Origin of the sequence: Pseudomonas brassicae, assembly GCF_010671725.1 — a bacterium.
Taxonomy (GTDB): Bacteria; Pseudomonadota; Gammaproteobacteria; order Pseudomonadales; family Pseudomonadaceae; genus Aquipseudomonas; species Aquipseudomonas brassicae.
The window spans coordinates 1-19834 of the sequence record NZ_JAAHBU010000082.1; the positions used below are offsets into that span (position 1 = coordinate 1).

Annotated in this window: 12 protein-coding genes and 4 pseudogenes; 14 read left to right on the forward strand and 2 right to left on the reverse strand. The window is 64.1% G+C overall.

All coding sequences use genetic code 11. The annotated features are described in order from the left end of the window. Nucleotides 1–264 precede the first annotated feature (264 nt). Entirely contained in the window at nt 265–1485 is a 1221-nt protein-coding gene (locus tag G3436_RS07020) for a CaiB/BaiF CoA transferase family protein (protein WP_163942891.1), read from the reverse strand. 21 nt (nt 1486–1506) lie between these two features. Further along, nucleotides 1507–2687 (reverse strand): annotated as a pseudogene (locus tag G3436_RS07025) (acyl-CoA dehydrogenase). Between the two features lie 160 nt (nt 2688–2847). Between G3436_RS07025 and G3436_RS07030 the strand changes: the two are divergent. The 14 genes and pseudogenes from G3436_RS07030 to G3436_RS07095 all read left to right on the forward strand — a co-directional run. Then, nucleotides 2848–3759: a LysR family transcriptional regulator gene (locus tag G3436_RS07030; protein WP_163942895.1), complete on the forward strand. Its 912-nt coding sequence runs from the start codon at nt 2848–2850 to the stop codon at nt 3757–3759. Between the two features lie 423 nt (nt 3760–4182). After that, on the forward strand, nt 4183–5304 hold the full coding sequence (locus tag G3436_RS07035) for a Re/Si-specific NAD(P)(+) transhydrogenase subunit alpha (protein WP_163942896.1): 1122 nt from the start codon (nt 4183–4185) through the stop codon (nt 5302–5304). 11 nt (nt 5305–5315) lie between these two features. Beyond that, nucleotides 5316–5633, forward strand: coding sequence for an NAD(P) transhydrogenase subunit alpha part 2 (locus tag G3436_RS07040; protein WP_043862333.1), 318 nt, complete (start codon nt 5316–5318; stop codon nt 5631–5633). A 2-nt stretch (nt 5634–5635) separates the two neighbouring features. Further along, a pseudogene (locus G3436_RS07045) lies at nt 5636–7070 on the forward strand (NAD(P)(+) transhydrogenase (Re/Si-specific) subunit beta). 178 nt (nt 7071–7248) lie between these two features. Next, a pseudogene (locus G3436_RS07050) lies at nt 7249–8741 on the forward strand (acetyl-CoA hydrolase/transferase family protein). A 318-nt stretch (nt 8742–9059) separates the two neighbouring features. Continuing rightward, on the forward strand, nt 9060–9275 hold the full coding sequence (locus G3436_RS07055) for a DUF1127 domain-containing protein (RefSeq protein WP_163942898.1): 216 nt from the start codon (nt 9060–9062) through the stop codon (nt 9273–9275). Between the two features lie 248 nt (nt 9276–9523). After that, entirely contained in the window at nt 9524–9841 is a 318-nt protein-coding gene (locus tag G3436_RS07060; protein WP_163942900.1) for a DUF2388 domain-containing protein, read from the forward strand. A gap of 115 nt (nt 9842–9956) precedes the next feature. Then, entirely contained in the window at nt 9957–10250 is a 294-nt protein-coding gene (locus G3436_RS07065; protein WP_163942902.1) for a DUF2388 domain-containing protein, read from the forward strand. A gap of 26 nt (nt 10251–10276) precedes the next feature. Then, entirely contained in the window at nt 10277–10597 is a 321-nt protein-coding gene (locus G3436_RS07070; protein WP_163942905.1) for a DUF2388 domain-containing protein, read from the forward strand. After that, nucleotides 10594–12551 (forward strand): annotated as a pseudogene (locus G3436_RS07075) (DUF7844 domain-containing protein). Before G3436_RS07070 ends, G3436_RS07075 begins: the two are co-directional and overlap by 4 nt. A 185-nt stretch (nt 12552–12736) precedes the next feature. Beyond that, entirely contained in the window at nt 12737–13690 is a 954-nt protein-coding gene (locus G3436_RS07080) for a hypothetical protein (RefSeq protein ID WP_163942907.1), read from the forward strand. A gap of 484 nt (nt 13691–14174) precedes the next feature. After that, nucleotides 14175–15650, forward strand: a complete 1476-nt coding sequence (locus G3436_RS07085; protein ID WP_163942908.1) for a hypothetical protein — start codon at nt 14175–14177, stop codon at nt 15648–15650. A 90-nt stretch (nt 15651–15740) separates the two neighbouring features. Then, the gene (locus G3436_RS07090; protein WP_178116354.1) at nt 15741–16070 is read left to right on the forward strand and encodes a hypothetical protein; all 330 of its coding nucleotides are present in this window, start codon (nt 15741–15743) and stop codon (nt 16068–16070) included. Between the two features lie 116 nt (nt 16071–16186). Continuing rightward, a partial coding sequence (locus tag G3436_RS07095; protein ID WP_163942910.1) for a tubulin-like doman-containing protein occupies nt 16187–19834 on the forward strand: 3648 nt, incomplete at its 3' end.

Sequence of the window (19834 nt, forward strand, 5' to 3'; positions counted from 1 at the left end):
CTTCGATCTCTCGTTAGCGGGAGGCGAATTCTACAGCGTTTCAAACCGCTGTCAACCACCTTTTTCACCGCTGCCGATCTTTCGATCGAAGCACTTCCCGCACTACCTGAAACGTCCAACTCGTTGATATTCAAGGAGTTTTTCGTTCCGACTACGCCGGAAGAGGTGCGAATTATAGAGAGATTAAACGGGGCGTCAAGGGCTAATTTCAAACTTTCTCAAACAACCCCGAATCCCCGCCTCCCTCTATATAGAAGAGAGCACTTACAGCACCCCCCTACCCCGCAAGCGCTGCACATCCTCGGCACTCAGCCCCAACACCTGGGCCAGTACTTGCTCGGTATGCTCACCCAGCAACGGCGGCGCATTGCGATACTCCACCGGGGTCTCGGACAGGCGAATGGGGCTGGCCACCTGCGGCACGCTACCGGCCAACGGGTGGGGGATCTGGATGGCCAGGCCGCGCGCCTGCACCTGCGGGTCCTGGAACATCTGCGCCAGGTCGTTGATCGGACCACACGGCACCCCCGCCTGCTCCAGCTGACTGACCCACTCGGCCGTGGTCTTGAACACCGTCGCCTGACGAATCAGCGGAATCAGCTCGGCGCGATTGGCCACCCTCAGCTTATTGGTGGCAAAACGCGGGTCGTCAGCCCACTGCGGCTGGCCCGCCACCTCGGCAAACTTGCGGAACTGCCCGTCATTGCCCACGGTGAGAATGAAATCACCATCGGCGGTAGGGAAGTCCTGGTAGGGCACGATATTCGGGTGCGCATTACCCAGGCGACGTGGCGCCACCCCTGTCGTCAGGTAGTTCATGGCCTGGTTCGCCAGGCAGGCCACCTGTACGTCGAGCAGCGCCATGTCGATATGCTGGCCGCCGCCATCGTGATCACGGTGGGCGAGGGCGGCCAGTATCGCCACCGTCGAGTACAGCCCCGTGAGGATGTCGGTCAGCGCCACGCCCACCTTCACCGGCCCCGCACCATCCTCACCCTCAGGACGACCGGTAAGGCTCATCAGCCCACCCAGCCCCTGGATCATGAAATCGTAGCCCGCGCGCTTGGCGTACGGCCCGGTCTGGCCGAAGCCGGTAATGGAGCAATAGATGAGCCGGGGATTGATCGCCCGCAGGCTGTCGTAGTCCAGCCCGTAGGCCGCCAGCCCGCCCACCTTGAAGTTCTCGATCAGGATGTCCGACCTGGCTGCCAGCTCCCGCACCAACTGCTGGCCCTCGGGCTGGGTGAAGTCGATGGTCACCGACTGCTTGTTGCGATTGGCCGACAGGTAGTAGGCCGCCTCGCTGGTGTTCTCACCGTAGGCATCCTTGAGGAACGGCGGCCCCCAGGCGCGCGTATCGTCACCCGCCCCCGGACGCTCGACCTTGATCACCTCGGCCCCCAGGTCCGCGAGGATCTGCCCGGACCACGGCCCGGCCAGAACCCGCGACAGGTCCAGCACCCGCAGATGAGATAGCGCGCCCATGGGCTGGCTCCTTGTTATCTATTAATAGAAGGCCTGGATGCCGGTCTGTGCACGCCCCAGAATCAGCGCATGCACGTCATGCGTACCTTCATAGGTGTTGACCACCTCGAGGTTGACCAGATGCCGCGCCACGCCGAACTCGTCGGAGATGCCATTGCCACCGAGCATGTCACGCGCCATGCGCGCGATATCCAGCGCCTTGCCACAGGAGTTGCGCTTCATGATCGAGGTGATTTCCACGGCGGCCGTGCCTTCGTCCTTCATCCGCCCCAGTCGCAGGCAGCCCTGCAAGGCAAGGGTTATCTCGGTCTGCATGTCGGCCAGCTTCTTCTGGATCAACTGGTTGGCCGCCAGCGGGCGACCGAACTGCTGGCGGTCCAGGGTGTACTGGCGCGCGGTGTGCCAGCAGGCCTCGGCGGCACCCAACGCGCCCCAGGCGATGCCATAGCGCGCCGAGTTCAGGCAGGTGAACGGGCCCTTGAGGCCGCGCACATCGGGGAAGATGTTGTCTTCAGGGACGAACACATTATCCATCACGATCTCGCCGGTGATCGATGCACGCAGGCCAACCTTGCCATGGATCACCGGCGCACTCAGGCCCTGCCAGCCCTTCTCCAGCACAAAGCCACGAATATCACCGGCATCGTCCTTGGCCCATACAACGAACACATCGGCAATCGGGCTGTTGGTGATCCACATCTTGCTGCCGCTCAGGCGATAGCCACCGTCGACCTTCTTCGCACGGGTGATCATCGAGCCAGGATCGGAGCCATGGTTGGGTTCGGTCAGGCCGAAGCAACCGATCCACTCACCGCTGGCGAGCTTGGGCAGGTACTTCTGCTTTTGCGCTTCGTGCCGAACTCGTTGATCGGCACCATCACCAGCGAAGACTGCACGCTCATCATCGAGCGGTAGCCGGAATCGATACGCTCCACCTCACGGGCAATCAGCCCATAGCACACATAGTTGAGGCCGCTGCCGCCGTATTGCTCCGGGATGGTCGCCCCCAGCAGGCCGACCTCACCCATTTCGCGAAAGATCGCCGGGTCGGTCTGTTCGTGGCGGAAGGCTTCCAGCACACGGGGCGCAAGCTTGTCCTGGGCGAAGTGAAAGGCGCTTTCGCGCACCATGCGCTCTTCTTCGGTGAGCTGCTGATCGAGCAGCAACGGGTCGATCCAGTTGAAGCTTGCTTTGCCGGCCATGGGCGAGTCCTCGGGAATGGGTTCAGGGTTGTCGTGGACTGATCCTAGGCCTGATCCGGCCACGCGACAAACGAGGATTGCGCATAGTCTTGTGATAATTTCTCACTTCAAGACGGCATCAAATGCCGTTTTAACCGCCCCATTAGTGAGGTTGACGTATATGCGGCGCAAGATCCCCAGCACCACGGCCCTGGTCTGCTTCGAGGCCGCGGCACGCCACGAGAGCTTTACCAAGGCGGCCCTGGAGCTTTCCCTGACCCAGGGCGCCGTCTGTCGCCAGATAGGTGGTCTGGAGGCATTTCTCAATGTCGAGCTGTTTCGCCGCTCGCGACGCGGGGTCAAGCTGACCGAGGCCGGCTTGTCCTACAGCCGCCGCGTCGCCACCCAGCTCGATGCCGTAGAGCGCGATACCCTGTCGGTGATGGGCCAGCAGGGCGCCAATGTGATCGAACTGGCACTGGTTCCGACATTCGGCACCCAGTGGCTGCTGCCACGCCTGAAGGACTTTCAGCGCCTGCACCCCGACGTCACGGTCAACCTCACCAACCGTACGCGGCCATTCCTGTTCGCCGATACCTCCTTCGACGCCGCCATCTATTTTGGCGACGCCGATTGGTCGGGCACCCACTCTCATCGCCTGATGGGCGAAAACCCGCTGCCGGTGTGCAGCCCGGCGCTGCTGGAGGGGCAGCCCAGCCTCGGCGCAGAGGCCATCGCCCGCTTGCCACTGCTGCAGCAGACCACCCGGCCTTATGCCTGGCGCCAGTGGTTCAATAGCCTGGAGATGAACGTTGCGCGCGACATGACCGGCCCCCGCTATGAGCTATTCTCGATGTTGGCGCAGGCGGCCATGCATGAGATGGGTGTCGCACTGATCCCGCCATTCCTGATTCAGCACGAACTGGGGGAGGGCAGGCTGGTGATTGCCAACCCCCATGCGCTGTCGAGTATCAAGGCTTATTACCTGATGATCCCCGAGCGCAAGGTTGAATCGGCCTCATTGCGGGCTTTTCGCGACTGGCTGGTAGGCGAAGCACAGCGCTATGCCGCGCAGCACAAGGATGAATACTGATTACTGACCCCGTAGTCAGCAAATCGCAGACCCTACAGATATACGGAAATGTCGCATATGAGCAGACTGTTCCGGCACCCGTCAAAACACCCCTTAACCCTGCTGTTTACCGGGGCTTCACGACATAAATCGAGGTCGAATTCAGGCTTTCGAGAAATTTGTCTGAAAAAATTTCAAATTTTGCGTAATGTCCCTGAAGCCCGCGGTTCGCGGGCTTCAGCCTGGTTATTGCGACATTCGGTCACAGGGTGACTTGTAGTTTGATCTTCGTCCCCCTCCATAACCTGTTGAAGCGATTCAGGATCACCTGCAAAATGCCGCGCCCCGCCCGGATTCAGGGCGGGATCGTGCTGATCGGCCGCCCCAGACGCACCATCGCAGTGCGCTGGTTTACCAACAAAAGATCACGCAGGAGAAATTGACGTGCACATTGGTGTTCCTCTCGAAACGCAGACGGGCGAGACACGTGTCGCTGCCACCCCCGAAACCATCAAGAAACTGATTGGCCAGGGTCATCAGGTCACTGTGCAGCGCGGTGCCGGCATCAATGCCAGCGTGCCGGACAGTGCCTATGAAGCAGCCGGCGCGACCATCGGCAGCGCAGCCGATGCGTTTGGCGCACAACTTGTTCTCAAGGTTGTGGCGCCCAGCGACAGCGAACTGGGCCAGATCAAGCGCGGCAGCGTGCTGGTGGGCATGCTCAACCCGTTCAACAACGACGTGATCGGCAAGATGGCCGAATGCGGCATTACCGCCTTCGCCCTTGAGGCCGCGCCTCGCACCTCGCGGGCGCAGAGCCTCGACGTACTCTCGTCGCAGGCCAACATTGCCGGCTACAAGGCCGTGCTGCTGGCCGCGCATCACTACCCGCGCTTCATGCCCATGCTGATGACTGCCGCTGGCACCGTGAAGGCCGCCCGCGTGCTGATCCTGGGGGCAGGCGTCGCCGGCCTGCAGGCCATCGCCACGGCCAAGCGCCTGGGTGCGGTGATCGAGGCCTCGGACGTACGCCCGGCGGTCAAGGAGCAGATAGAGTCGCTGGGGGCCAAGTTCATCGACGTGCCCTACGAGACCGACGAGGAACGCGAGTGCGCCGAAGGCGTCGGCGGCTATGCGCGACCGATGCCGGCCAGCTGGATGCAGCGCCAGGCCCAGGCCGTGCACGAGCGCGCAAGGCAGGCTGACATCGTCATCACCACGGCGCTGATCCCCGGGCGCAAGGCACCCACCCTGCTCAGCGCCGAGACCGTCGCCCAGATGAAGCCAGGCTCGGTGGTCATCGACCTGGCCGCCGCCCAGGGCGGCAACTGCCCACTGACCGTGGCCGACCAGGTGGTGATCGAGAACGGCGTGACCATCGTCGGCCCGACCAACCTGCCCGCCCAGGTCGGCGCAGACGCTTCGGCGCTGTATGCACGCAACCTGCTCGACTTCATGAAGCTGCTGTTCGACAAGGACGGCGCACTCACGATCAACCTCGAAGACGACATCGTCGCCGCGTGCCTGATGTGCCGCGACGGCCAGGTCATCCGCAAGAACGGATAAGGAGCCAGACAATGGAAGACATGCTGATCTCTCACGGCGTCTACAACCTGATCATCTTCGTGCTGGCCATCTACGTGGGCTACCACGTGGTCTGGAACGTGACCCCGGCGCTGCATACCCCGCTGATGGCGGTCACCAACGCCATCTCGGCCATCGTCATTGTCGGCGCCATGCTCGCCGCCGCGCTGACCGTGACCCCGCTGGGCAAGACCATGGGCACCCTCGCGGTGGCCCTGGCGGCGGTCAACGTGTTCGGCGGTTTCCTCGTCACCCGGCGCATGCTGGAGATGTTCAAGAAAAAGGCCGCCAAGGCTGAGGGGAAGAAGTAAACATGAGCATGAACCTGGTAACACTGCTCTACCTTGTCGCCTCGGTGTGCTTTATCCAGGCCCTCAAGGGCCTGTCGCACCCGACCACGTCGCGGCGCGGCAATCTGTTCGGCATGCTCGGCATGGCCCTGGCGGTCGTCACCACCATCGGCCTCATCTATAAGCTGGGCGCGGAGCTTGCCACCGACGGCATCGGCTATGTGATCGTCGGCCTGCTGGTTGGCGGCACCGCCGGCTCGATCATGGCCAAGCGCGTCGAGATGACCAAGATGCCGGAGCTGGTCGCCTTCATGCACAGCATGATCGGCCTGGCGGCGGTGTTCATCGCCATTGCCGCAGTGGTCGAGCCGCAATCGCTGGGCATCGTGGCCAGTATCAGCGACCCGATCCCTGCCGGCAACCGCCTGGAGCTGTTCCTCGGCGCGGCGATCGGTGCAATCACCTTCTCGGGTTCGGTGATCGCGTTCGGCAAGCTCTCGGGCAAGTACAAGTTCCGCCTGTTCCAGGGCGCACCGGTACAGTTCAGCGGCCAGCACACGCTCAACCTGGTGCTGGGCCTGGCCACCCTGGGCCTGGGCTTGGTGTTCACCTTCACCGGCAACCTCGGCGCCTTTGCGCTGATGCTGGCGCTGGCCTTCGTGCTCGGCGTGCTGATCATCATCCCCATCGGCGGCGCCGACATGCCGGTGGTGGTGTCGATGCTCAACAGCTACTCGGGCTGGGCAGCGGCCGGTATCGGCTTCTCGCTGAACAACTCGATGCTGATCATCGCCGGCTCTCTGGTGGGCTCCAGCGGTGCGATCCTGTCCTACATCATGTGCAAGGCGATGAACCGTTCGTTCTTCAACGTGATCCTCGGCGGCTTCGGCGGCGCGGCAGAGGCCGCCGGCCGCCGGTGCCAAGGAAGCCCGGCCGGTCAAGTCCGGCTCGGCCGACGACGCCACGTTCCTGCTGAGCAACGCCGACACCGTGATCATCGTGCCCGGCTACGGGCTGGCGGTGGCACGCGCGCAGCATGCGCTCAAGGAACTGACCGAGAAGCTGACCCACAACGGCGTGACCGTGAAGTACGCGATCCACCCGGTGGCGGGGCGCATGCCCGGGCACATGAACGTGCTGCTGGCCGAGGCCGAAGTGCCGTACGACCAGGTGTTCGAGATGGACGACATCAACTCCGAGTTCGGCCAGGCCGACGTGGTGCTGGTACTGGGCGCCAACGACGTGGTCAACCCGGCGGCCAAGAACGATCCCAAGTCGCCGATTGCCGGCATGCCGATCCTCGAAGCCTTCAAGGCCAAGACCATCATCGTCAACAAGCGCTCGATGGCCAGCGGCTACGCCGGCCTGGACAACGAACTGTTCTACCTGGACAAGACCATGATGGTGTTCGGTGACGCCAAGAAAGTCATCGAAGACATGGTCAAAGCCGTGGAATAAGCCCTTGAAAAGGCTGTGACAAAAAGCCCCAGCGCGGTCACGGCTGGGGCTTTTTCGTGCCCGGCCAGCCGACAGAAGGCTCTATTTCAGGGCTTCGCATTCGACCTTGGTCGTGGGACGGCCGCAGGCGAAATCACTAGACTGCGCATCTAGCTTTAGCAGCCCGAGATAATAATCCATGTACCGTGATCGTATTCGCTTGTCCTCTTTGCACAGCAAGGTAATGAGTGCGGCCGACGCCGCTGGCTTGATCGAGGACGGCATGACCGTCGGCATGAGCGGTTTCACCCGTGCCGGTGAAGCCAAGGCCGTGCCCCACGCCCTGGCCGAGCGGGCCAAGCAGTCGCCGCTGAAGATCAGCCTGATGACCGGCGCCAGCCTGGGCAACGACCTCGACAAGCAACTGACCGAGGCCGGCGTGCTGGCCCGGCGCATGCCGTTCCAGGTCGACAGCACCCTGCGCAAGGCCATCAACGAAGGCAAGGTCATGTTCATCGACCAGCACCTGTCGGAGACCGTCGAGCAACTGCGCAACCAGCAGCTCAAGCTGCCGGACATCGCGGTCATCGAAGCGGTCGCGATCACCGAACAAGGCCATATCGTGCCGACCACCTCGGTGGGCAACTCGGCCAGCTTCGCGATTTTCGCCAAGCAGGTCATCGTCGAGATCAACCTGGCGCACAACCCCAACCTGGAAGGTCTGCACGACATCTATATCCCGACCTACCGCCCGACCCGCACGCCGATCCCGCTGGTGAAGGTCGACGACCGCATCGGCAGCACCGCCATCCCGATCGACCCGGCCAAGATCGTCGGCATCGTCATCACCGAGCAACCCGACTCGCCGTCGACCGTGCTGCCACCCGACGACGAAACCCAGGGCATCGCCAACCACCTGATCAACTTCCTCAAGCAGGAAGTCGACGCTGGGCGCATGACCAACAAGCTGGGCCCGCTGCAGGCCGGTATCGGCAGCATTGCCAACGCGGTGATGTGCGGCCTGATCGACTCCCCGTTCGAAGACCTGAGCATGTACTCCGAAGTACTGCAGGACTCGACCTTCGACCTGATCGACGCGGGCAAGCTGAGCTTCGCCTCGGGCAGCTCGATCACCCTGTCGACCCGGCGCAATGCCGACGTGTTCGGTAACCTGGAGCGCTACAAGGACAAGCTGGTGCTGCGCCCGCAGGAAATCTCCAACCACCCCGAAGTGGTGCGCCGCCTGGGCATCATCGGTATCAATACCGCGCTGGAGTTCGACCTGTACGGCAACGTCAACTCCACCCACGTGTGCGGCACGCGGATGATGAACGGCATCGGCGGTTCGGGCGACTTCGCCCGCAACGCGCACCTGGCGATCTTCGTTACCAAGTCGATCGCCAAAGGCGGCGCGATCTCCAGCGTGGTGCCGATGGTCAGCCACGTCGACCACACCGAGCATGATGTCGACATCCTGGTGACCGAGCAGGGCTTGGCCGACCTGCGTGGCCTGGCGCGCGCGAGCGCGCCCGGGTGATCATCGACAACTGCGTGCACCCGGACTATCGCGATGCACTGAACGACTACTTTACCCGGGCCTGCGAGCGCGGCGGGCACACCCCGCACATCCTGCGCGAAGCCCTGCAGTGGCATGAAAACCTGGAAGAAACCGGGCGCATGCTGGCCAGCTGAGCCCAGTGACGCACAGCCGGTGTCGCGCAATGCGCACCGGCTGTACAGTTGCCGCAGCAGAACTTAAACAAACTGTTCTACTGTACCGGTAAAATAGCGCTACATTCCTACCGCGATTCCCCTCCGCAACATCAAAACGCACCTATATGGTGCGCACCAGTACAGTTACGTTCATTTCGGGTGCAACAGTCGCTTTAAACAGTTAACTGAACCCTCACAATGCAGGTGAACTGTATCTACTGTTATGCGCGACAGAAGAGGATCATTGGCATCAGTTAAATCACTACCTAATGCCGCCACAAGCGGAAGGATGACATCATGGAACGTACACTCAGTTCCGATCTGGTTTTCGAAAACAACGCTCAACAATCCCAGGCTTCGCTGCCACTGCGCCTGCTGGCCAACCTGATGCTGTGGCAACGCCGCATTGCCAGCCGCCACCAACTGGCTCGCCTGGACTCGCGTCTGCTGGCTGACGCCGGTATCAGCGAAGCACAACGTTACGAAGAGCTGAGCAAGCCTTTCTGGCGTTGATGCAGGGCCCGCCGGCCAACGCCGGCACCCCGAATTCAAAAACCCGTCGCAGGTAACTGCTGACGGGTTTTTTTTCGTCTGGAAGGTGCAGGCTAGAGCGGCTTCATCGATAAGCGGTACAGTTTAGTAATTTTTAAAACCGTGCAGTACAATTTCATTCGATGCTGTTTTCGATGGCCTCACGTCTGCGTGATAACCTTATGGCGACCGACATTAGAACCACCCAAGCCCAACCCAGGAGATCGACCATGTCCACTACTCGCTTGCTTGGCGCCGCGCTGCTATTGGCTCTGGCCTCGACCGCCCACGCCACCAGCTTCGTCGTTACCACCGACACCGTGGTCCGTGGTGTCGCCGCGTCCACCGATGCCACCTCTGACGTGTCCTCTTCCTTTCGTGACGACAAGATCGTGCGCGCGGCCCGTGACGATGCTGCCAGCTTCGTGGCCAGCCAGGGCGATATCCGTGGCGTGAAACTGGAAAGCGCCTTCGCCCATATCCGCCAGCAGGCCCCAACCCTGCAGGCGACCGACGCCCAACTGGCCCAGGCGATCCTGGCCATCTGACCCCTGCGCAGCCCGGCACACGTAACCGCGTGTAAAAGCCGGGCACCCTGCGCTGGTCCCGACCCGCGCATTGGGATAGCCTTTGCCGCCTGATTTCACAGCCCACAAAGACCTCATGCGTTATTTGCTACCGCTGCTGTTCGCACTCTGCGCCTCGACTGCCGCCCAGGCTTTCGATCTGACAACCCAATTGCCCGTGGCCAGCGGCTACGCCACCAGCAAGGTGACCTCGGCGCCCTTCGACCGCAAGCTGCTGCTGGCGGCCCAGGACGACGCGGCAGCCTTCGTCGCCAGCGCCGGCGCACTGCGTGGTGCACATCTGGAGGCGGCCCTGGTGCGGCTGCGCCACGGCTCACCAGAACTTCATGCCAGCGACCTTGAACTGGCGCAGGCAATTCTCGTCCAATGACTACAACCGTTTTCCGGAGATGCTCCATGCGCAAACCGCTGATTGCCGCCACCCTTGGCCTGCTCATGCTGGCAGACGTGGCCCAGGCGCAGACCCTGGTGGCCACCAGCAACATCATCGTGCGCGCCTTTGGTCGCTCGATCGACTTCACCTCCGACACCACCACCTCGATCCGCGACGCCAAAGCCGTGCGTGAAGCCCGGGACGACGCCGCCAGCTTCGTCGCCAGCCGCGGTGATATCCGCGGCGCACAGCTGCAAGCCGCCTTCGACACCCTGCGCCAGCGCGTACCTGAAGCCCGTGACGCGAGCGACCAGGTGCTGGCCGAAGCAATCCTGGCCCTGTGAACCCCTTGCGTGCCTGGCTGCTGGGTAGCACACTGACGCTGCTCGGCACCCCTGCGCTGGCCGGCCTGCAACTGCACCTGCAGGCAGACGGCCTCGACCCGCAGCAGCAGCGGGCCAGCCAGGCACTGCTGGACGAAGCGCTGCAGGCACTGCCGCCGCGCTTCAAGGCCGAGCTGGACCGCCGCGTCGAGGTGTCATGGAGCACGCGCATGCCGGCCGATGCCTATGGCCAGGCATCACTGGTGTCGAGCCTGGAGCTCAACCGCACGCTGCTGCCCGCGCTGGTCGACGGCAGTGCAGCCGCCACCCGCACCGAGCGCCCACATGGCACCGTACGCCAGGAACTGCTGGCCACAGTGCTGCACGAGCTCACCCACCTGTATGACCGCGCGCGCTGTGGCCGGCCGCCGAGCGCCGTCTGATCACCCAGTGCACGCGCCACAATGCCAGCCAGGGCAGGGTGGGGCTGACCGACCAGTGCCGCGGCCAGACCGAACGCCGCTTCACCCTGAGTGACGACCCGCGCCTGCTTGACCTCGCCGGCTGGCCCCAATATGTAGGGCGCCGTGGCGAGCGCGAACAGCACAACCGGCAGATCGCCCGCAGCCCCGACAGCTACGAGCTGAGCAGCCCCAAGGAATTCATCGCGGTCAACATGGAGTACTTTCTCCTCGACCCGAGCTACGCCTGTCGCCGCCCGGCCCTGCACAGGTACCTGCGCGAACACTTCGGCTGGGCGCCGCCACAGGCGGCCTGCGCCCAGGGCCTGCCATTTCTCAATGCGGGCAACGACTTCGCCAGGCAGCCGCTGGGCCAGATCGACCCCGAACGGGTCTACGCCGTCGACTACCTGCTGGCCGAAGCCAACCAGAACTGGGTCAGCCGCTGGGGCCACAGCATGCTGCGGCTGGTCATCTGCGCCCCTGGTCGTCCACGCGGCCCCGACTGCCGGCTCGACCTCGACCAGCACCTGGTGCTGTCCTACCGCGCCTTCGTCAACGACCTCCAGCTGTCGAGCTGGGACGGCCTGACCGGCGCCTACCCTTCACGCCTGTTCGTGCTGCCGCTGGCCCAGGTCATCGACGAATACACCAAGACCGAACTGCGCAGCCTGGCCTCGATCCCGCTCAAGTTCGACCGCGACGAGCTCGAAAGCCTGGTACGCCAGGCCGCAGAGATGCACTGGAACTACGACGGCAACTACTACTTCCTGTCCAACAACTGTGCGGTCGAAACCCTCAAGCTGCTGCGCAGCGGCACGGGTAACACCCGCCTCAACGGCCTGGACAGCATCATGCCCAACGGCCTGCTCGAAGTGCTACAAGGCCGCGGCCTGGCCGACATGAGCGTACTCGACGACCCACGCGAGGCGTTGCGCCTGGGTTACCGCTTCGACTCCTATCGCGACCGCTACCAGGCCATGTTCCTGGTACTCAAGCAGCATTTGCCGGTGCCCCAGGACAGCGTCGAAGCCTGGCTGGAGCAACCGCCTGCGCAACGCCAGCCGTGGTTTGCCCGCGCTGACCTGCGCACCAGTGCCGCCTTGCTCCTGCTCGAACAGGCCGGGCTGCGCCGCCAGTTGCTGCTGGCCCAGGACGAGGTCAAGCAACGCTACCTCAGCGGCCGTGAGCGCAACGACAGCAGCGTGGCCAAGGCCAACAGCACGCTGCAGCAGATCCTCGCCAACAGCGGCTTTCTCAGCAAACCGGCAGAACTGCTCGGCAACAAGGGCTATGGCCTGCCGCAAGCCAGCGAACGCCAGCAACTGGAAAAAGTCAGCAGCGCGCGCCAGCAACAGCTGCAGCGCCTGAGCGGCGATCTCGACAAGGAAGTACGCGCCTTGCTCGGCCCGGTACGCGCGGCCGAAATCGCGGCCGTCGAAGCCAACCTCAAGCAGCTCGGCGAGCACCTGCGCGCCCTGCACAAAGCCGCTGGCGGGCTGCAATTGCCCTGAGCTGGAGGTTGACTTTGTAACTGCCTGTGCCACTATTTCGCCGCTGGAAAAATGGCTTTTCATGGCCATTGCGCCCGGCTGGCGGTGTGTTCCGGGCATTCGTGAAACCTCTTTCTATCGACGTGACAGCCTGACCTCAAGCAGGCGCGGCTGCGCACGAACGACCGTGGGCATGGTGGGATTATATGGACGTAGTCGGAGACGACCGCGAGTACGAGTGGTCGCTGGATGGGCAACGCTGGTTGCAGGACGCCCATGGCAGGTTCTCCCTGACCCACGTTGCCGGCAAGGCACTGGAAGGCGAGCAGCCAGACCTGGACTTTCTCGTCGGTGCACAGCGGGCGCCCGGCGCACAGGCCTGGCTACCGGCCAGCTTCCGCCATTGCCCGCAGACCGGTGCGGCCCTGACGCCTGTGCGCTTCGACCGCCAGCAGCGCTGGCTGCCGCCCTACGGTAACGGCAGCGGCCGGCGCGTGGTGGAGGCCAGTTGCCGGCTTGACGCTGCCGAGCAGACCGTCGCCGCACTGTACCGCAAGCTTGATGGCGCCAGCCCGCGCAACCTGAACGCGGCACACAAGTACGACCAGTTGCCGCGCAAGAACGGCCTCAATTTCCTTGTCGCCAACCTGGGTGGCCACCGCGAGGCGCTGTTCGCGCTGGCCCGCGACGGCAGCCTGTTCCGCTGGCAACGTAACGCCCAGGAATGGACCGCGCTGCTGCCCCAGAGCACCCCGATCGGGCGTAGCAGCCTGCACAGCTGGGCGTGGGGTGTGAGCCTGCGCGAAGTGGCTGAACAGCAGCGCCTGCTGCTGGCCTGCGACGAGGGTGCCACCGAGGTGCGCGTCGACCCGATCGACGGCCGCTACCATGTCGACCGTTGCCCAGGCCGCGCCATCGCTGCCCCCGGCGACCTCGATGAGCAGGTGCTGTTGCCGCAGCAGATGCCCGACGCAGTTTCAGCCTGGTGGCCCGCCACAACGAACAGTGGGCCCAGTACCCCATTGCCAACGCCAACCCCGAGCACCTGCGCGACCTGTCCGCGCCCCTGCGCGACCCCGCCTCGCGCCGCCTGCTGTGGATCGGCGCCCACGGCTACCTCAGCGTCAAACTCGGCGAACAGCTGCAGGCCCAGTGGCTGAGCTGGCCGACCGGCGCCCAGGCCCGCCCCGAATACGGCCCGCCGTTCGTCAATGGCTATGGCATCTGGCAGCAACTGTTCGAGGGCAGCGAGCAGTACTGCCTGCGCCTGGACTCGGACGAACGCAAGGAAGTCAAAGGCTCGCGCCTGAGCACCGGGCACCTGAACTACATGTTCAACGTGCGTCTGGACGCGCCCTGGGGCGAGCACGACGTCGACAACAACCCCGCCGACCGCGAAGTGGTGTACCCCTTCGTCGAGTTCAGCGACAGCCAGCACCTGCTCTCGTGCCGGGTGCGCTGGCCATCCAGCCTGCAGCAGTTCTTCGGCAACGAGCAGGCGGTCGACACCGAGTATTGCCTGGAACGCATCGGCCAGCCGGCCCTGAGCCTGCTGCTCAAGGTGGCGCAACCCTGGAATGCCCAGTGGTTCTTCTACGACAACGCCCTGTGGCTGTACATCGACTCGACTGGAGCGCTCTACCGATGGAACGTGTGAACCGCCTGCTGCGCCGCGGCCTGCTGCTGGCCCTGAGCCTGGTGTGCCTGGGCGCACAGGCACAACCGCTGCGCCAGGTGTTGCTGGTGCAGAACTCCGGCTGGATGGAGCCGTTCTACCTCGACCCGGCCTCGGGCTTCAAACCCCTGGTCACGCAGTTGGCAGCCACCGCGGCCGGCAACGGCGAAGTGGTGATCGGCGCCTTCAACCAGGCCGACAGCAGCCACCCCTCGCCGCAGTGGACCTACCGTGGCCCTGGCACGCACGCCAAGCTCGGTGACAGCGTCAACGCCCTGACCCTGGCCCGCAAGGCCAGCGGCGCCTACGCCGACACCGACTTCAAGGAAGCCTTGCTGGCCGCGATCAAGACCGGCCTGGAAGGGCGTGAAGGCATCATCTGGATCGTTACCAACAACAAGAACAGCCCCAACAACAGCAGCGAAACCCAGGTCAAGAACCGCGAGTTCTACGACATGCTGCACAACGAAGACGTGATCAGCCGCATCGCCGCCTTCCCGCAGAAGATGCCGGTCAAAAGCAGCAACTTCGAAGCCAACGGCCTGATGATCTATGCCCTGGCCTACGGCGCCAACGCCGGCGCCGCACTGGAGCAGGTGCTTGCCCAGCCTGCGCTGGCCAAGCTGCTCAACGATGCGCGAGTGCGCCTCAAGCCGCTGACCCAGGCCGCCGTGCGCTTCATCCCCACCGGCGTCAAGGACACCCCCGACGTCAGTGCCGAGCTTGCCCCCGATCAGCAGACCGTGGTGCTCAACATCAACGTCGACGGCTCGCCCAAGACCGCCGTGCTGCTGGGGCGCTTCGAGAACCAGTTCAACCCGTACCAGATCCACTCGGCCAAGGTCGCGATGAGCCTGGACATGCCGGGCGAAGCGCTGCAGTCGTCGATCTCGCTGGACCGCATCGACAACCTCGAGCCCGGCGCACGCTCGGACGAACTGTCGATCAGCCTGCAACTGCCGCCACTGCCCTCGCAGTGGTCCAGTGAAGTGCTGCTGTCCAGCGGCTACCAGCGCGCCGGAGCCATCGAAGTGCGCCTGAGCGAGCAGCAGTTGCAGATTTCCCAGCAGTTCATCGAGCGCATGAACGAGCTGTTCCCCAACGATGCTCTGCCCGACGTGTTCCTGCCGTCCAGCGAAGCCAGCGCCTCGGCGACCCGCCTGCCGATCGTGCTGCAGATCAGCTACCCGCTGGGCCCCGTACTGCTATTGCTGGCGCTGTTCGTGCTGGCCTTGCTCGGCCTGCTGCTGGCCAAGAGCCTGATCGGCGGCAAGAAGCCCGTCACGGTGATGGTCGAAGGTATCGCCCAGCAGTACCCGCTCAAGCCGTTCAGCAGCGCCAGCGTCTACGACGCCCGGCAGAACAAGGTCGCGACAGTCAAGCGCGGCCTGTTCGGCGCCACCCTTGAAAAACTCGCTCCCGACGTCGCCGTGCGCCTCAAATAACCCAGGACCCCATCATGACCCAGACCAGCTCCCTGCCAGCCCCCCGTAGAAAACGACGCCGCACCGGCCACCACCACCTCGACCCTGAGCGTGCCGACGCCACTGATGGACCTGGGCCCGAAAAAGGTCGACAGCCGCGACGCCCTGATCGGCGTGGCCGTGCTGGTGGTACTGGCGCTGATCTTCTTCGTGATCAAGAACGCCTACGCCAACTGGCGCGTACGTGAGCGCGTGGCCCCCAGCCGCGCCAACGCCTCGGGCTGGTTCCTGTTCCTGGGCCTGCTGCTGGTGTCGGCCATGGCTGTACTGGCGGTGATCAACGCCGGTCAGTTCCTCACCCCGCTGTACCTGGCCCCCCTGGCGGGCGTGGCCGGCATTTCGCTGGTGGCCTGGCTGATGACCTTCTCGGCCAAGCGCTGAGCCCGACCCGCTGCACCTGCGTCAGGCCCCGCCCGGCCTGACGTTCCACCTCAGATCCACGGATTCAACACGCCGACCCGATTCGGCCAGCCCAGCCAGGGCTCATGGAGTTTCAGATGAACGAGCATGCACAACCTTCCGGCCCGGCAGCGCTGAACACGGTCAGCGAGAAAATCCACCCGACGCTGTTCATCGCCCTGGGCGGCACCGGCATGAAGGTCAACATTCGTCTGCGCCGGCGTATTCTCAATGCGATCTGGGGCGGCAACAACCAGGTGCAGCAGATCGCCGACTTCCCCCTGGTGCAGTTCATCAACTTCGACCTGGACGCTGGCGAAGTCACCCAGGACGGCAAATCGATCAAGACCGACGTGCTCGCCGAGCAGGTCGCCTTCACCTCCGAAGAAAAAATCATCGAGCCGCTCAACCTGAGCAAGTACACCCACTCGATGGACGAACTCAACCGTCACCGTGAAGTGGCCGAGTGGTTCCCGCTGACGCCGGACAAGATCCGTGCCCTGGGCATCGACCCGTCCAAGGGCGCCGGCCAGATCCGCGCGCTGTCGCGCCTGTACTTCTACGACAAGTACCCGGTCATCCGTGACAAGCTGCGCGACAAGGTCGGCCGCCTGCTGGCCAACATCGGTGGCAATGCCGACAAGCTGAAGAAGCTCGGCCTGGAAATCGACCCGGGCAAGATCCGCATCGTCATCAGCGGCTCGGCCGCCGGCGGCACCGGCTCGGGTTCGTTCCTGGACATGGGCTACCTGGCCAAGGCGATCCTCAAGGAACACAACATCGCCGGCAAGGTCGACCTGTTCTTCGTGCTGCCTGGCGGTTTCCACGCCTACAACACCGAGCGCGTGCAGGCCAACGGCTACGCGGCGCTGATGGAGCTGGAAACCAGCATGCGCGGCAACCGCCTGGTCAAGCACTGGGATGCCACCGACAACCTGTTCATCGACAACCGTCCGTACGATGACGTCTACATCATCGACAACAGCAACGTCGCCCAGGCCAAGACCAGCGACCAGGAAGACGTCTACGAGATGCTTTCGGACGTGCTGTTCACCGACTTCACCTCGCAGGACTTCGCCAACAAGAAGCGTTCGATCGCGGTCAACCAGAACCAGCACAAGATCCGCTCCTACACCGTGCGCCTGCCGCAGGACTACGGCGACGACACCGAGCTGCGCTTCCCGTGCTCATACTCCTCGCTCGGCCAGGCGGTGCTCGACACCCAGATCGACGCGCGCCAGAACGTGCGCCTGAGCCGCCAGGTGCAACACATGCTCAAGGCGTTCTTCGGCATCGCCAACGCCTCGGCCAACGACAATCGGCCCACCGATCGCGAGCGCGACGACTTCCTGCGTGAACAGTTGAACGTCACCCCGCGCACCTTCACCGAACTGCCGGACTTCCTCTCCAAGGTCGAGCTGACCCTGGCTACGGGCGAATTCACCCACTACCAGATCGCCGACGACCTGCTGCTGGTGGAAGGTGACAACAGCGTCACCGCGCAGATCGAGCAGAAGGTCGAGGCCCTGTTCGAGCGCCTGCAAAGCGGCGGCGCCGACAAGGACCAGTGGCTCACCCACGTGCGCGAGATCCAGCAGCAACTGGAACGCGACACCAAGGGCAGCAACATCGACAGCGCCGAGCGCAACCACGAGGTGCGCATCAAGGAAAACCGCCAGCGCCGCCTGGCCGAGCTGGTACGCGAAGACGCCCTGCCGGAAAAACTCTTCCGCCGCCTGGACGACGACGAGCGCGGCGGCCTGGATTACACCCTGGCGCTGGTCGAGATGCTCAAGGACCGCCTGGAAAACGAAGGCAGCGGGATCATCCCGGCGCTGGAGAAGAACGCTGCACGCTTCAAGGAACTGGCCGAGAAGCTGGAGTCCTCGGAGCTGGCCCGCGAGTTCGAACGCCTCAAGGAAACCACCGGTGGCGGCCTGATGGCGCGCCTGAGCGGCAAGGACAAGCAGGCCGAAACCGTGCTTACCCAGGTCAAGGACACCCTGCGCGACAGCCTGTTGTTCTACGTGCGCCATGTGGCCGCGCGCGAAGCAGCGCAGCTGCTGCGTGAGTTGTCCGACTGGCTGGGCCGCAAGGAATCGGTCGACCAGAGCGGTCGCGCGGTGTGGAACGGCTTTGTCGGGCGCCTGCAGGACGGACGCAATGCGGTCGACCAGCTGCTGCGCCGGACCGAAACCGACATCAGCAAGATCGACGCCAGCATCAAGGAGAAGCACGCCACGCTGATCCCTCTGGCACTGGTGCAGAACAACGAGGAACAGGCGGTGGACAGCGCGCAGGTGCGCGAATGGGCCAAGGACGCGTTCAAGGACTTCGGCGGCTCCAAGACCCTGTTCGGCAAACTGCAGGACGAGGAGGGCCAGGAAGAACTGCTGTCCAAACTGCGCGCCAAGGCAGTGCAGCAACTGCCCAAGCAGGCCCCGGGCACCGACCCGCTGCTCAGCGCCCTGGCCGCACTGACCCCGGACGAACAGCGCGAGAAGTTCCGCCAACTGCTGCAACGCGCCATGCCGTGGACCCCGCTCAACCTCAACGGCGGCTTCGGCATCGGCAAGGACCGCTATACCTGCCTGGTCGGCGTGCAGGACGCCAGCGAATTCAAGCGCACCTATGGCGCCATGCTCGGCCAGTGCCTGCCGCAAGGCACCGGCATGACCGCCGGGCAGATCCAGTTCGTCGAGTCGGGCACCCCTGGCAAGCTGATCTGCTTCACCGAACTCAGCGGTTTCCCGCTGCCGGCGCTGACCCCGCTGCCGACCTACCTGGCCAGCTACAACAAGGAAAGCGCCACGATCCCGCTGCACAGCCACAAGCGCATCAGCCAGTTCGTGCAGCCGATCCAGTTCACCCAGGAGCAGTACCGCCAGTTCGCCGAGGACTTCAAGCTGTACCTGCACGCAGTGGTGTTCGGGGTGTTGCGACGCAACCTGTCGGAGCGCTACGAACTGATGATCGACCAGGACTACTTCAGCATCGGCGACGAGTTCGCGATTCGCCAGAAGGGCCTGAACCATGTCCAGCGCAAGGACATCGAAGACCAGTTGCGCCAGCGCTACGAGCAACTGCGCAGCCCGCAACAGCTGGCCGCCATGGTGGCGCTGTTCGAAGACCTGCGCCGTGGCGCCTACAAGCCACAGATGCGCCAGGACGAAATCGGCGTATCGTCGCTGTACCAGACCTTCCCGTACAAGATCGCCGAGCTGCTCAAGAACGAGTACGACAACCGCCTCAAGCGCCAGGCCCCGGACAACGCCGAGCGCCTGCTGGAGCAGGCCCGCACCCTGCTGCAGCAGTTCACCGAGCCGGTCAGTGGCTCGCGCGCCGACGTCTACCGCGACGAGGTACACGACGAGCACAGCGAGAAACGCACCCTGCTCAAGGACTTCTTCACCAGCGGCTGGCTCGACGCCCTGTTCCAGCCGGCCGCCAGCGCTGCGCCGGCAACAGCGCCAATGCCCGGCATGGCACCGCCACCACCCGGCGCACCGGGTATGGCACCGCCGCCGGTGGCCGCACCGCAGTTCAGCTACCACCTCAGTGTGGCCGGCACCAACTATGGCCCGTACACCACCAGCCAGCTGCAGCAGTACGTGCAGACCGGCCAGGTTACCCGCGACAGCCTGCTGTGGCGCGACGGCATGGCCGCCTGGCTGAGCGCCGGGCAAATCGCCGAACTGGCCCACCTGTTTGCCCCGGCGCCGGCGGCTGCACCGCCTGCCGGCACC